Here is a 14150-nt window from a genome sequence, read left to right as displayed (position 1 = left end):
AGAAGGGAGGATACATAGGAAAAAGCTATATTTGATAAAGGAGAGGGATTTTAAATGAAAAGAAAATATAAAAGATGGCTAGCGATGTTGATGGCATTCATTCTAGTTTTATCTCCAATGAATCTAGCTGTCTTTGCAGAGTTGGGCGAGGATGAAACAAGTCTTGATATGATTAATGATGATTGGGCGTTCAGTGCCTTTGGAGGAAATACTAGTATATCAAGTAGTCCTGTCCGTAACCCCGACCCAATAATACAAAACGACGGTTCGGTTACACTGCTGGCATCTGGAGGAAAAGTTGCTTCTGGAGATGAAGGACTTTCATTTTACTATAAAGAAGTCCCAGCAAATGCAAACTTCGAAATCCATACAAAAGCAAATGTCAAAAGCTTCAATAATAACAGCAATATTAGTACGCCTAATCAAAAATCCTTTGGTTTAATGCTAAGAGATGAGGTTGGGGAGCATGGAGATTCAAATGTGCAACAGAGTGACTATGTAGCTGTTGGTGCACTTGATGTAGAAATGAAAGGTTTCTATAAGCAAGGGTCCCAGTCCAAACTTGATCCTTTTGCGAATGTGAATATGCCAACAGCAGGGGAAGAGTATGAATTGTCTATTCGAAAGTCGGGAGATACATTTGTTGTGACAACGAATGGGCAAAATGAAACAGTTACAATCGATCAACTATTTAACGATCAAGTATTTGTTGGTTTTTACGTAGCACGAGATGCAGAAGTTACATTCAGTGACTTTGACGTGACGGTCGATTCAAGAGAGGTTAGTAGTTTACAAATCGATAAAACCGACATGAAAACTGAATACCTACGTGGTGAACAGCTTGACCTATCAGGTTTAAAAGTGAAAGCCATATTTGAGGATGACACTGAAGCTGAACTTTCCAGCAGTTACTACATAGTCACTGGTTTTGATAGTAGCGAAGTTGGCACAAATACCATTACAATTCATTACAATGGTGTCACTACTACATTAGACCTTGAAATTAAGGTACCTGGTGTAACTGGCCTCGACATTAAATATTACCCGGCGAAAACGGTCTATTATAAAGGGGATTCTTTTGACCCACAAGGGTTTGTCGTTGTAGTAGAATACGAGAATGGGTTTGACCATAAAGAGCTTACGAGCGGTCAGTATTCGTTTGTGGTTGCTGGGGAAGAACTGTCTGAAGAAGGCTACACGTTTGAAGAGGCAGGAACGGTTGAGATAACAGTTCGCTCTACCGAGACACCTGAAACAACGACGAGTTTTGATGTAGAAGTTAAAGATGCAGAGATCGCTAAACTTGATATAAGACAGCTGCCGGTGAAAACTCTTTACTTCTTAGGGGATGAGTTGGACCTTGCTGGCTTAAGTTTATATGCTGAATATAGCGATAAAAGTGCGGTAAGACTTCTGCCGGGTGAGTATAATGTGTCTGTTCTTGATACAACAACAGTTGGAGAGAAAGAAATTACTCTAGCTTACAAAGGAGTAACAGCCAACTTCCAAGTAGTCGTGAAAGAAAAAGAGTTATCGTCCATTGAAGTAACGAGTTATCCAAAAACAACGTATGTCGTTGGCGAAACTTTTGATTCTACAGGATTAGAAGTATCAAAAGTATATGATAACTTGGACATGGAAGTTTTATCTACTGATGATTATAAGATTGATGACTCAGAGTTTGATAGCTCTGAAGCTGGAACGTACGAAATTAACATCGTTCCGGAAGATAATGATATCAAGGCAATTTCGTTCCAAGTAACCGTTAGAGAACCTGTTGAACCAGCATGGAAAAAAAGAGATTTGGACAATCGTCTTCTGATCAGCGTAACTATGTTGATGACCAAGATGATGGGACTGTGAAGTTAGTGGCGTTAGAAGGCGGTGGGAAAATTACAGGCGATCATGATGGAATCTCGTTTTACTATACGGAGATAGATACGGAAGAAGATAACTTTGAATTGACTACTGATATAAAGGTTATTGAATACGCAAAGACTCCTCATGATGGACAAGAATCTTTTGGAATCATGGCAAGAGATGCAGTTAATTCGGTCCAAGATGCAAGTGTATTTGCATCGAATATTGCTGCTGTCGGTGGATTTAGTGGTGGAACAAGAGATGAGAACGGAACGCAAGGCTTTATTAGAACTGGCGTGTTAGCTTCTGACGGGGAAGGTAGCGAGGGCATTCAAAAACAGATGCTGAAAAATGTTAGACCAACAACAGATAATACGTACCCTGCCCAAGAATATAGACTAACGCTTGCGAAAACAAACAGCGGCTACACAATGAAGCTTAATAATGACGAAGAAGTGATGTTCTATGAACCAGAAATCTTAGATGTTCAAGATTCCAAAATTTACGTCGGCTTCTATACAGCGCGGCTGGCTACAATCGAAGTAAGTAACATTGATTTTACGGTTACTGCTGCTGCAACGGATGCACCAAAGGTTGAACCACCAGCGGAGCCGGTTACACCAAGTTTTACGATTGAATCACTTGATAAAACATCCAATACGGATTGCAACCTGATGGTTCAATCCAATGTAGATGGGATTGTCACGATTAGACAAGGGCAAGAGGTGATCGCTCAGGATGTAGAAGTGAGAGCAGGAGAAATTCGTGAAGTTGCCGCAAAGCTTAATTCAGGGAATACCAATTTTAGTCTTTCATTTTTGCCAGGTGATACACAGTATTTAACATCTTACAATCAAATTGTCCGAAACTTTACAGTTCAATCAAAAATATATGATGGAGATATTTATGTCTCGCCAACGGGGACAAATAGTGGAGACGGTTCAAGAGAGAACCCTCTCGATCTTGATACTGCTATTCATTTTGTAAGTGAAGGACAAAAAATTATTGTCCTTGAAGGTCACTATGTACGTAATTCAAAGCTTGAGATTAGGAAGTATAACGACGGTACTGAGGCTGCAATGAAGTATTTAGTCGCTGATCCTGAAGCAAAAGAACGACCTGTCATTGATTTTGACAGACGCTCAGAAGGTGTCGTTCATAGTGGTGATTACTGGCATGTAAAAGGAATAGACTTTGCTCGTTCGGCTGGAAATACAAAAGGGTATACGATTGGCGGTAGTAATAATATTGTTGAGGATGTTCGTGTGTACGAGCATGGTGATACAGGGTTACAAATTAGTCGTACAGATGGTTCGCCAAATAAGGAAGATTGGCCATCGTACAACCTCATTTTAAATAGCGTTGCCTTTGATAATCGTGATCCGTCTGAAAATAATGCAGATGGGTTTGCAGCTAAGCTAACAGTAGGTGAAGGGAATGTATTTAGAGGGTGTATCTCACATAACAACATTGATGATGGCTGGGATCTATACACAAAAGTGGGAACAGGTGCAATTGGTGCTGTGACAATTGAAAATAGCATTGCCTTTAATAATGGACGCTTAACAAATGGCTATGAAGGGAATGCAGGGAAAAATGGATTTAAGCTTGGTGGAGAAGGAGTACACGTTCCGCATGTGATTAAAAATAGCATTGCATTTGGAAATGGATACTTCGGATTCACAAGTAATAGTAATCCAGGGTTGATTGCTAAAAACAACATCGGCTTTGACAACCATGGGGCAAACTTAAGCTTTACAACATACGCGCACATTCCAACTGACTTTACAATCGACGGTTTTGTGTCATACAGAACAGCGGAGGTAGGAAATGCAAAAGATAGTTACCCTTCAAACGTGGAGTCGGATAATAACTATTTCTTTACCGGATCAGAATCAGTAAATAAATCTGGAGAGACATTGCCAAATGATATCTTAGATAGCCTTGAATCAATTTTTGAATATGATGGTGATGGAAAAATTGTTTCGATTAAACGGGGTGAAGATGGAGAGATTCTCTGGGGAGGTGTATGGGATACATTTAATGAATTAGATAACCCTGAAGCAGAAGCCGAAACCGTAGAAGCAGCGATTGACTTCACTCCACATGTTCTAAATGTTAAAGGTGTTAATAACAGTAATGGTAACAATCAATCTGTTGCGACGGTAAAAATTGAGTTTGCCGATGAGACAACAAATCAAGAGGTTGTATTAGAATCAATTCGATTGAACGGTATAGTTAAGCCTGTTCAGGATGCTGACATTGATGCTCAGAAAGTAACGGTCCAATTTTCTAGACATGACCTTGCAGTGATACTTGAAGAAGGAAATCAAGTTCCAATTGTTATAACGGGTCAACTTCAGTCTGGTGCTTTGTTTGAAGGTACAACACATATTACAGTTCGTAAGTAAGTGAAAGGCGGCTGAGAGTTGATTCTCAGCTGTCTTTTTATGTAGGTGTCACACTCTCCAGCTAGGTGAATATCATGTATTTTGAAAGGAGAGGAAAAAATGAATAATTATTATCAAAGTGAATTCGGTGATACAAGAGCATTACATGATCAATGCAAGCAATATATGCATTATCATGTAACATTAACAATGAGAGATGGCAGTAATGTAGATGGGATCATTCAGAGTGTTGGTACTGATGGGGTTCATGTTTTAGTTGGCGAGGATGTTATGGACCGTAGTGACGAACAAGATGAGCGTTACTTTGCTGGTGGATATGACTATGGATTTCCTAGAAGAAGGTTTAGACGATTTAGACCACAATTTTTCCCGCTTGCTAGTTTAGCTGCTTTAGCTTTATTACCTTATGTCTATCCAGCTCCATATCCGTACCCTTATCCATACCCGTATCCATATCCTTATTACTAATATCGATTGCAAAAGAGCCATTATAAAATATAACGTTACAGTAGAACATCTATATTACAGCGCATTGGATTTCAATGCGCTATTTTATAATGTCTTACATTTTAGCGATGAAACTTTTCCACTTCTATAACGTATATAGTAGTGGAAGGTGGGACGGACATGAAAAATAAAAAAATGATAAGTTTCTTAATCGTAACTCTACTGTTATTTATTCCATCAAAAGTGTTGGCTGTTGAATATGAAATTACAGATGTCGAAATACATGCATACCTACAAGCGAATGGGAATGTCTCTGTCCAGGAAAATCATACGTATGACTTCAGTGGTGAGTTTGGAGGGATAATTCGAGAAATAATTCCGAAAAAGGGAACGGAGATTATTCAACTAGAAGCATTTGAAGATAATCAACCTTTAGTAATTGAATCAAATGAAACCGAGCATCGCATCCATCGATCAGGAGAAGATGAAACGATCAAGATCGATCTCTTTTATGAAATAAAAAATGGTGTTGATGTTTACACGGACGTTGCTGAATTTTATTGGCCGTTCTTTGATCGAAGCAATGATACCACATACGGAAATTTAACGATCAATGTTTATCCGCCAGAATCAACAGCAAATGTCATTGCCTTTGGTTATGATGAGGCCTTTCAAAAAGAGACAGTTTTACAAGATGGGCATGTTCAATACAGCTTTGGGCAAGTACCGGGTAAAAGAAATGGAGATATTCGAGTTGCTTATGATGCAAATCTCTTCGGTGCAGCTACGGTTTCATCCAATCAACTGATGCGAACAGAGATTGAAGAGGCCAAACAACAATTACTTGAAAAAGAAGCTGCAGCATCAGAGAGAACAGAATTACTCTCATCCATTGGTGTGATGATAGTACCTTTATTTAGTTTCGTTTTACTTTTCCTTCTTGCTCGAGCTTTGCTTAAGGCGAAAGGAAAGCGCTCATTGCTCATGCGAGAAGTAACAACTGGGGAACTCATCCCGAAGGAAACACTCTCAATGCCAACAACCATTTTTTATATGAATTATCAACAGATCCACCCAGAGACTGTTGCCGCTGCGCTATTAGATTTAGTACGAAAAGGCCATGTAAAGAAACTTAAAGGTGATCGTATTAGATTAGTTGATCGAAGTGAGTTATTGAAACACGAAACAGTCTTGGTCGAATGGTTATTTGATGAAATAGGAAAAGGTGATGTATTTAACTTTGATGATTTATCATCCTATCTTAAAAATAAGAAGAATCATCAAAAATACCAACGTCAAAAAGTAAAATGGCAGGATGCTGTACGAGCTGAATTAAAGGAAGCTTCTTTGTATGAAAATAAGGTCAAATACCGTGTAACAGTGGGCTTATCAAGTATGATTTTACTTCCGTTTATTTTATTGTTTGCTGTTCATGGGTTAATCTTTTTTGCTGTATCATCTGGCATCCTGTGTATAGCATTGATTCTATTTGCGATTTGTTATAATCCAAAAACCTGGGAAGGTACAAAGATCACTCTTCAGTGGCGTAATTTTAAACAACATTTTCCAATTATGCAGCCTTCAACGTGGCAAGTTTTATCCGAAGATGATAAAATGCGTGCCTTCATTTACGGACTAGGAATGAATGAAAAAAGTATTAGGAAGAAAAATGAAACATTATTGAATGCTTTTAATTCAACAATAAGCGGAAATCCATCAGGTGCTGCACATAGCTTTGACCCAACTTGGCTTATCATTGCAGCAGCTGCCTCCTCGAACTTCAAACGTGCAGATAAGACGACAGGAGTGGTTGATAGTAGTTCTGGAGGCAGCTCTATTAGTGGTGGCGGCTCCGGAGCAGGAGGTGGAGGGGGAGGATCTGGAGCGTTTTAACATTTGTTTTAGTTAATTAATAGGTAATTAAGGAAGTCAAGTTAGACAACTGTAATTACCTTTTTGTAAGGTCAATTAGATACCTATTTGAACGTAATAAAAAAAACATTTGGGAATTAAGTTTATAAAGATTTCAGTTATTTATTTCGTCATAGGTGTAGTACTTGGTTATTATATGTCTGTTGCTCATGCTTATAATCTAACGGGGGTTCATGTCCATATTAATCTATTAGGATGGACTTCTATGACGCTTGCTGGTATTCTTTACACATTATTTCCAAGAGCGGAGTCTAGTATTCTAGGAAAGATCCATTTTTGGCTTCATAACATTGGGCTGCCGCTTATGATGATCGGTTTATTCTTCATGCTTCAAGGAAATAGCTCTCTTCACTTCTTCATTCCAATTGGTGCTACAGTAGTGTTAATAGCTGTTATTTTATTTGCAATTAATATTTTAAAAAATGCAAAAAAGGAGGACGTTCAATCATTATTTCAAAGGTAAATTAACGAATATAAAAAGGATGTGACCCTAGCAATTAAATGCATAGGGATTCACATCCTTTTTTTAATAGATTATTACTTTGAATGATCTGTTAACCATTCATCAATTAATGGATACGTATGTTTTACAGCACTTCTTCCGACAGTTACAGAGACGTGACCAGCAGGAATTAGCTTAAATGTTTTATCTTTACTAGATATCTTATCCATTAAACGTTCCGTCTGTTCAGGGATAGCAATATGATCGCGATCTGCTGCAATGTTTAGAACGTTTGCTTTAATGTTCTTTAGCTCAACTTGCTGTCCACGAATATACAACTCATCCTTAATTAACTTATTCTTCTGATAAAATTCACCGATCCATTGTCTGTACGCTTCACCAGGGAAGGGTACTCCATCACCGACCCATTTTTGCATGAGAGTCCAGTTTTTAACGAATTTGTCGTTATCTGCACGATCAGCTAGTGCAACATATGGGCCAAAGTAGTTGACAAGTGGTTTTAATAATTTGTTACCGAAATCAATTGTTTCAGCTGGGATGTTGCCAAATGTATCAACCATAAGATCTAAATTGAAATATCTTTCATCGACCCAATTCGTAAATAATCCTGCATCTTCAAAGTCGAATGGGCTCGTCAAAAAGATTGTATTACGAATCGGCAAGTTCGGATGTAGTGCTGAGAAAATAGCAGTTAATGTCCCGCCGATACAATAGCCAAGTAAGCTAATTTCTTTCGCTTCAGATGTGCGAAGTACTTTCTTCACTGCGCGTGGGATATAATCTAGCACGTAGTCATCCAATTTCATATGACGGTCTTCATAACCTGGTGTTCCCCAGTCTAACAAATAAACGTCATGTCCCTTATCTGTTAAATACTCAATTAGGCTGCTGCCAGGAGCTAAATCGAGAATATAAGGTTTATTTATTAGCGCATAGATCATTAAGATTGGCACTTTATTTGTCTTTTTCTTAGCTGGCTGATAGCGGTAAAGCTTTGCTTTATTTTTCGTCCATATGACTTCTTTAGGAGTCTGACCTACTTTTGGTTCAGGCTCTTTTGTCAGGACATCCATCACTCGTTTAAAACGTTTTATGTCTTTTTGGCAATCCTCAGGCACTGTTTCCATTAATGTTTCAAGCGATTTGGTACTAGTATAAACCATTAACCATTCTCCTTTTCACATCTAACCTAAATTTTTGTTACATGTATAATCCGCCATTTACATTGATGCACTGACCAGTGATATAACTGTTATTTGCTAAGAATAACACAGCGTCAGCAATTTCAGCAGTTTGACCTAGGCGCTTCATTGGAACTTTCCCTACAATTTGTTCTAATACTTTTTCAGGCATTTCTGCAACCATTTCCGTTTCGATAAATCCAGGGCAAACAGCGTTGACTGTAATTCCTTTACTAGCCGTTTCTAATGCAAGGGATTTTGTGAAACCAATCATTCCTGCTTTAGAAGCAGCATAGTTTGTTTGTCCGAAACCACCAGCTTGACCGATGATAGAGCTAATATTGATAATGCGACCAAATTGTTGCTCAAGCATAGGGTTAATAACCGCTGAAGTAGTATGATAGATACTATTCAAGTTTACGTTAATAACTTCATTCCATTCTTGTTCGCTAAGCTTTTTGAACGTGCGGTCTCTTGTAATTCCTGCATTGTTAACAAGGATGTCTACTTTGCCGTAATAGTCGATCGTATTTTCAACTAAAGCGTGTGCTTGGTCATAGTTAGATACATCTGCTTGGAATGCTACACCGCTTCCACCAAGTTGATCAATTTCAAAAAGCACTCCATCTGCAGCGTCTTTTCTAGCGTTGTAGTTAATGACAACTTTTGCACCTTTGCTAGCAAGATCTTTAGCGATCGCTGCACCAATTCCACGTGAACCCCCTGTTACGATGGCAACTTTTCCTTCTAAACTTAATCCTTCTTGTTGTTTTTGAGCTGATTCATTTTGAATAATTGACATTTTTATTCCTCCAAATATGTTTGTAGTTTAGTTTGTGTAGTAATGAGCTTTTAAGTTTTGTTTACTCTGGCTTTTGTTCTTGATTTTGTTCTTGATTTTGTTCTTGATTTTGTTCTTGATTTTGTTCTTGATCTTGCTTTTGTTCTTGCTGCTCTGGATTTTGCTCTGAAGACGGTGAAGGAGTGTTTTGTGTTGATTGCTCTTCTTCATTCGTCAAGATTTTTAAGATTTGACTCATTTTTTTATCGAGTCTTGTAATACTAGCTTTTAATTTAGTGATTTCTGAGGATACATTTTGATTAAGAAACTCGTCCTCAATTTTCTCGTCAAGATTTTCGACTTTTTCCTCAACATTAATAATTAATGAGGCAACACTTGAGATTTCTTCACGAGTTGGAACATTGATTTGCTTGAGATACGCATCAGTTGCACTTTGAATGAACTGTTGGTATTGGAGGTATCCACTTTGCAAATGCCCTAAATACTCCGCGTATTCTTCCTTTTTCAGAGTTTCGTGGATTGCGTCGCTTAGATTCGACTCTGTTTGTTCATACATGCTTTTCCACAGAGAAAAAGGATCTAGCGTGGTTTGTTTTGTCATGAATCCCACTCCTAACTTTATTTAAAAAGATTGTACAACTTAATAGTAAGGCAAAATGAGTAGATTTTTGGCAAAAACAATTCGTAAAATAGTTTCATTTTTCCTTAAATTTTGACATTTTTCACGCTTACATTTGGATAAAGGTGTCGTTTTTTATCGTAACTTGTCGTTTTATGAAATTCATGGTAAGGGTTGACTTTTTTTACCTATAGGTGTAAATTACATATATAGATAATTAAATATTGGTGAGAAGGTGATAGAATGACACCCAGAAGCAGTAGCATAGATAAAAAGAAAGCAGAAGCAGCAGGAGCTCCGAAAAATTTCATTATTCCTGTATTACTATTGCTATTAAAAGATTGGAATGCACATGGTTATGAATTAATGCAAAAACTAACGCAATTTGGGTTTCACTCTGTTGATCAAGGGAACTTCTATCGAATTCTTCGTCAACTAGAAAAAGATGACCTAGTTACATCCGAATGGGATACAACATCATCTGGTCCAGCAAAAAGAATTTATTCCATTACTTCGGCAGGAGAGCAATACCTTGATATTTGGGCAAGTTCACTAGAGCAATATCAAAAGATGCTTGATCAATTTTTCAACATGTACACAAACTTCTTCACACCACCTAGATAGACAAAAAATGAAGATAAGAAGAATGATTAGTAAAGCTTCATAGTCAGTCACCGAAACTCGTTAGTAACATAAACAAATGTTTTAGCTTTGTTTTATGTTGTTAATACCGGGTCATAATTTGACTTTGGTAAATATATAACTTAATTATGTGGAGGGATTTTAGATGGTGGCAAAAAAGGAGACGAATAATTCAAATAGTGGTTTCGTAAAAGATTGGTGGAGTCAATTTAATTTCATTGAAGAATTTGAAGCAAGAACACTACAAGCGTTTGATAGTCAAAAAGAGTGGATTGAAGGAACGAAAGAACAGTTAAATCAATTTGAAGAGAATTCAAAAAAGATGACAACAGAGTGGAAAACAAGTACACAGTCGTTACTTGAGAATTATAACAGCGCATTTGGAGTTCAAAATTATCAAGAGTGGTTAAATAAACTAGAAGATATCAGTCATAAATCTCAATCAATTGCTACATTACCAAGTAAGGCTTCACTTGAACTACTTTCAAAATCAAATGAACAATTACAAGATGCATTTGCAAATGCAATCGCTCAAAACCAAAAAATGCGTGAAAAATCAACGAATGCATTTGAAGGGGTTTTTGAACAATGGAAGCAAACACAGCCTCAAATGTTCAAATTCTTTGACTTTTATGCAACTAATGCAAAATAATTCATTCTAAAAGGAATCCAAGCTTATTCATAAAACATAACAGCCTCTTAGGAATTAGACTTCTCAAGATGATCCAAGTTAGACTTTATGAATGGCTCGTTTTCCTTTTTTTATGCGCAAACGCTTTCTATACCCTTTATTACTATTGACCTTGTTACTTGGAACTGGAGAGAAACATGAAAAAGTAAGGGGGAATGGAAATGAGATTAAAAGGAAAAGTTGCGATTATCACAGGTGCATCAAGAGGAATTGGCGAAGCAACAGCCAAAAAGTTTGCTTTAGAGGGTGCAAAGCTAGCTTTAGTGGATGTAAATAAAACTGAAGTTGAGCGTACTTCCACTATGATACATGAGCTTGGTGGAGAAAGTATCGCACTTGAAGGAGATGTAACGGATCGTCAAAATGTCGAGAAAATAATGGAAGAAACTGTTGCTCAGTATGGTCGAATTGACATTGTCGTCAATAATGCAGGAATTACAAATGACGCGAAATTAGTAAAGATGACAGAAGCTCAATGGGACAGCGTCATAAATGTGAATCTAAAAGGCGTATTTAATGTTGCTCAAGAGGCAGCAAAAGTAATGATTGAACAAAAGAGTGGGGTTATATTAAATGCTTCATCTGTTGTCGGTCTTTACGGAAATTTTGGCCAAACGAATTATGCTGCCGCTAAATGGGGAGTAAATGGAATGACAAAGTCTTGGGCTAAGGAATTAGGAAAATATGGAATACGTGTAAATGCTATTGCTCCTGGCTTTATTGCGACACCTATGGTAGAAAAAATGCCAGAGAAAATTATAGACATGATGAAGGAAAAATCAGTCTTAAATTGTATGGGAGATCCAGAGGATATAGCGAATGGTTATGCGTTCCTTGCGTCGGATGAAGCGAAATATATTACAGGAACGATCTTAAGCATTGATGGCGGAACCGTTCTTTAGTCTCTTTGAATAGTTTAAAATTGTTGATACAAATATCAACGGCAACAACACTTGTGAGGAACAAGTGTTGTTGCCGTTTTTGTTTTATCGTATTTTCAGGGAATGTAATTCTAGATTTTAAAATTTTAAGCATCTTTTACTCGAGCTTATCGTCTATACTTACGACAAAAGATGTGGGAGGTTGAGAAATGAACGATCACGAACTCATACGTGAGATTCTTACAGGTGATCAACAAGCTATTCAACAATTACATGAACGATATGTGGATCGAATTTTTCAATACATATACATACAAACGAATAGCTATCACGATACAGAGGAACTGCTGCAGAATGTTTTCTTTAAAATGGCACGGCAGCTAGGTCAATTTGAAGGAAAATCTTCATTTAAAACATGGATTTTTAAAATAGCCCGAAATGTCGTGATTGATTATTACCGTAAGCAAAAAAAGGAGCGTCAGTCCATTTCAATGGATAAAGACGTAATCGAACATTTAGGTGGCAAGGATGAATCAGCGGAGGTCACTGTTCTTCGTCATTTACATATGGATGAAATTCTCAAGACTATCGATAAGCTACCTAGTCATTATCAGACTGTTCTCCATTTAAGGTTTATCGAGGGTTTTTCAACCAAAGAAACAGCGGACATTATGGGGAAATCCATTCTTTCGGTGAAATCAACTCAACGAAGGGCAAGATTGGCTTTATCTGAACGAATGAATATGGAGGTGAGTAGCCATGAATAACCGAAACCGTCATGAGGAAGAACTTCGTTATATTATGCAACAACGAGAGAAGGTGAAAGCATCTAAGGATGCACGTGATAAAAGTCTGCTAGCATTCCAAGATGGTTTAAAAGATATTAGTAATCGTTCTAAAAAGGAACTGAAACGAAAGAAGCTTCGTCAACGTGTAATTGGGAGCGTGGCTACAGTTGTTGCAGCAGGAATTGCAGGTCTATTAATAATAAATTTTACTGTCTTGCAAGACGACACACAAGATGATTTGCCAACCCATATCGTTCCAGATGTTGTAGACGATGAGAAGAAAGGGGGAGAATCGATTGATCTGCAGCATACCGAAGAAAACCCAGATCTGTTACTGAAAATACTCGAGAGACCAACCTTTGATTTTGATGATTTAAATGCAATGAATACGACTAGCATATACAACGATACATTTTCTGTGTACCTTCCAAGGGATTGGTTTGTAGAGGAAGAGCAGGAGGAGGAGTTTTATTCCGTTCACGTAAATGGTCCAGCCTCAGAGGAATTGAATCTTCTTCTCTTTGATGTTAATGCGGAAGAAGAACTAATAGAAGAGAAAATTCAAGAGCTAACTGCTGATTTTACTCAAACGGGGGAGACAACTGTACCACTAGATCTGTTAATCAACGAAATGCGAATGAATTTTCAGGTTTCATTTCCTTTCAGGGAGGTCCTTCCTTTTGATCAGGAGAACACAAGGATGTATGCATTTATTGATGATGACACCGGGCGTTTTCTCGAGGTATATGTATCTCAGTTATTTGGACACCCGATGATCTATACGGCAGATTTTCCTCTTGATGATAAGGAAAGCTGGTCTATATCGTGGCTCATATTCTCACAAATGAGAGTAGGAATGCCTTACATTTTTCCAGGATCAGAAGGAGACATTCACCAAGAGTACCAAAGACCTTTGGAACAAACGGTTCTCCTCCAAGTAGGAGCTATTGGGTTCGAGGAAGTTCAATTAGAGCTCTATGTAAATGAAGAAGCGGGAATCACAAGTTACCTTCCAAAAGATACAAAGATTGAACGAATTGAACACGATTATTTTATAGAATGGCGCTTTAGCGATCCGGCAGTTTCAGCTAATAGTTTTTACTCATTCGGTAAACTTAAGGATGGATTTCCTATTGAACAAGGGAAAGAAATTATGTTTGATGCGTTTAACATCGACCTTTCATACCACGAAGACTTAGGCGGAGGGATTCCTCACCACTACGCTTACTATAGTGGAATGGACGAGGAGTTTATCGATGGATACTTTGAGCTGTTTGAACTGTCTGGAGAATGGTTTTACAAGCATAAGCATGCTGACCGAGAGGATTATAATGGAGGTGTGTTTATGCAAAGATTGGATACGTTTATTGGTTCTTTAGAGAAGTATTAAGGGATGTAAGGGTATCTCTAAAGCTAGTACAGAGGAGGCAATG

General features: G+C 37.8%; 13 protein-coding genes. 10 read left to right on the top strand and 3 right to left on the bottom strand.

Going from position 1 to position 14150, the window contains the following annotated elements:
- Positions 1-54: 54 nt before the first annotated feature.
- From SAY88_RS11280 to SAY88_RS11260, 5 genes are all read left to right on the top strand, one after another.
- Positions 55-1863, top strand: a complete 1809-nt coding sequence (locus SAY88_RS11280) for a bacterial Ig-like domain-containing protein (protein ID WP_332631878.1) — start codon at positions 55-57, stop codon at positions 1861-1863.
- Positions 1788-4271 carry a right-handed parallel beta-helix repeat-containing protein gene (locus tag SAY88_RS11275; RefSeq protein WP_332631877.1) on the top strand — a complete coding sequence of 828 codons (2484 nt, stop codon included), beginning with the start codon at positions 1788-1790 and terminating at the stop codon, positions 4269-4271. Before SAY88_RS11280 ends, SAY88_RS11275 begins: the two co-directional genes overlap by 76 nt.
- A gap of 99 nt (positions 4272-4370) precedes the next feature.
- The gene (locus SAY88_RS11270; RefSeq protein WP_332631875.1) at positions 4371-4739 is read left to right on the top strand and encodes a hypothetical protein; all 369 of its coding nucleotides are present in this window, start codon (positions 4371-4373) and stop codon (positions 4737-4739) included.
- Between the two features lie 159 nt (positions 4740-4898).
- A complete protein-coding gene (locus SAY88_RS11265) occupies positions 4899-6611 on the top strand; it encodes a DUF2207 domain-containing protein (RefSeq protein WP_332631873.1) in 1713 nt (570 codons plus the stop codon).
- 109 nt (positions 6612-6720) lie between these two features.
- On the top strand, positions 6721-7113 hold the full coding sequence (locus SAY88_RS11260) for a cytochrome-c oxidase (RefSeq protein ID WP_332631871.1): 393 nt from the start codon (positions 6721-6723) through the stop codon (positions 7111-7113).
- 74 nt (positions 7114-7187) lie between these two features.
- Here the strand turns inward: SAY88_RS11260 and phaC are convergent, their stop codons facing one another.
- From phaC to SAY88_RS11245, 3 genes are all read right to left on the bottom strand, one after another.
- Positions 7188-8276 (bottom strand): class III poly(R)-hydroxyalkanoic acid synthase subunit PhaC, encoded by a 1089-nt coding sequence (gene phaC / locus SAY88_RS11255; RefSeq protein ID WP_332631869.1) that lies wholly within the window; start codon positions 8274-8276, stop codon positions 7188-7190.
- 37 nt (positions 8277-8313) lie between these two features.
- Positions 8314-9096: a 3-oxoacyl-[acyl-carrier-protein] reductase gene (gene fabG, locus SAY88_RS11250; protein WP_332631867.1), complete on the bottom strand. Its 783-nt coding sequence runs from the start codon at positions 9094-9096 to the stop codon at positions 8314-8316.
- Positions 9097-9157: 61 nt separating this feature from the next.
- On the bottom strand, positions 9158-9697 hold the full coding sequence (locus SAY88_RS11245) for a poly(R)-hydroxyalkanoic acid synthase subunit PhaE (RefSeq protein WP_332631866.1): 540 nt from the start codon (positions 9695-9697) through the stop codon (positions 9158-9160).
- A 261-nt stretch (positions 9698-9958) separates the two neighbouring features.
- Between SAY88_RS11245 and phaQ the strand changes: the two genes are divergently transcribed.
- The 5 genes from phaQ (at position 9959) to SAY88_RS11220 (ending at position 14107) form a co-directional block, all read left to right on the top strand.
- Positions 9959-10339 carry a poly-beta-hydroxybutyrate-responsive repressor gene (gene phaQ / locus SAY88_RS11240; RefSeq protein WP_332631864.1) on the top strand — a complete coding sequence of 127 codons (381 nt, stop codon included), beginning with the start codon at positions 9959-9961 and terminating at the stop codon, positions 10337-10339.
- A 163-nt stretch (positions 10340-10502) separates the two neighbouring features.
- Positions 10503-11009 carry a hypothetical protein gene (locus tag SAY88_RS11235; RefSeq protein ID WP_332631863.1) on the top strand — a complete coding sequence of 169 codons (507 nt, stop codon included), beginning with the start codon at positions 10503-10505 and terminating at the stop codon, positions 11007-11009.
- Between the two features lie 200 nt (positions 11010-11209).
- Positions 11210-11950: a 3-oxoacyl-[acyl-carrier-protein] reductase gene (gene fabG, locus SAY88_RS11230; protein ID WP_332631862.1), complete on the top strand. Its 741-nt coding sequence runs from the start codon at positions 11210-11212 to the stop codon at positions 11948-11950.
- A gap of 188 nt (positions 11951-12138) precedes the next feature.
- Positions 12139-12696, top strand: a complete 558-nt coding sequence (locus tag SAY88_RS11225; RefSeq protein WP_332631861.1) for an RNA polymerase sigma factor — start codon at positions 12139-12141, stop codon at positions 12694-12696.
- Complete coding sequence (locus tag SAY88_RS11220) at positions 12689-14107, top strand: hypothetical protein (protein WP_332631860.1); 1419 nt, start codon at positions 12689-12691, stop codon at positions 14105-14107. Before SAY88_RS11225 ends, SAY88_RS11220 begins: the two co-directional genes overlap by 8 nt.
- Positions 14108-14150: the final 43 nt, after the last annotated feature.

Origin of the sequence: Halalkalibacter flavus (assembly GCF_036663575.1) — a bacterium.
GTDB classification, from domain to species: Bacteria; Bacillota; Bacilli; order Bacillales; family Bacillaceae_D; genus Halalkalibacter; species Halalkalibacter flavus.
The sequence above is the reverse complement of the archived record's forward strand: the minus strand, read 5'-3'. Positions and strand labels throughout refer to the sequence as shown.

Coding starts and splice junctions, on each gene's coding strand:
- SAY88_RS11235 (WP_332631863.1), top strand. CDS start 10,503: ATGGTGGCAAAAAAGGAGACGAATAATTCAAATAGTGGTTTCGTAAAA.
- SAY88_RS11220 (WP_332631860.1), top strand. CDS start 12,689: ATGAATAACCGAAACCGTCATGAGGAAGAACTTCGTTATATTATGCAA.
- SAY88_RS11270 (WP_332631875.1), top strand. CDS start 4,371: ATGAATAATTATTATCAAAGTGAATTCGGTGATACAAGAGCATTACAT.
- phaQ (WP_332631864.1), top strand. CDS start 9,959: ATGACACCCAGAAGCAGTAGCATAGATAAAAAGAAAGCAGAAGCAGCA.
- SAY88_RS11225 (WP_332631861.1), top strand. CDS start 12,139: ATGAACGATCACGAACTCATACGTGAGATTCTTACAGGTGATCAACAA.
- SAY88_RS11265 (WP_332631873.1), top strand. CDS start 4,899: ATGAAAAATAAAAAAATGATAAGTTTCTTAATCGTAACTCTACTGTTA.
- SAY88_RS11280 (WP_332631878.1), top strand. CDS start 55: ATGAAAAGAAAATATAAAAGATGGCTAGCGATGTTGATGGCATTCATT.
- fabG (WP_332631867.1), bottom strand. CDS start 9,096: ATGTCAATTATTCAAAATGAATCAGCTCAAAAACAACAAGAAGGATTA.
- phaC (WP_332631869.1), bottom strand. CDS start 8,276: ATGGTTTATACTAGTACCAAATCGCTTGAAACATTAATGGAAACAGTG.
- SAY88_RS11245 (WP_332631866.1), bottom strand. CDS start 9,697: ATGACAAAACAAACCACGCTAGATCCTTTTTCTCTGTGGAAAAGCATG.
- SAY88_RS11275 (WP_332631877.1), top strand. CDS start 1,788: ATGGAAAAAAAGAGATTTGGACAATCGTCTTCTGATCAGCGTAACTAT.
- fabG (WP_332631862.1), top strand. CDS start 11,210: ATGAGATTAAAAGGAAAAGTTGCGATTATCACAGGTGCATCAAGAGGA.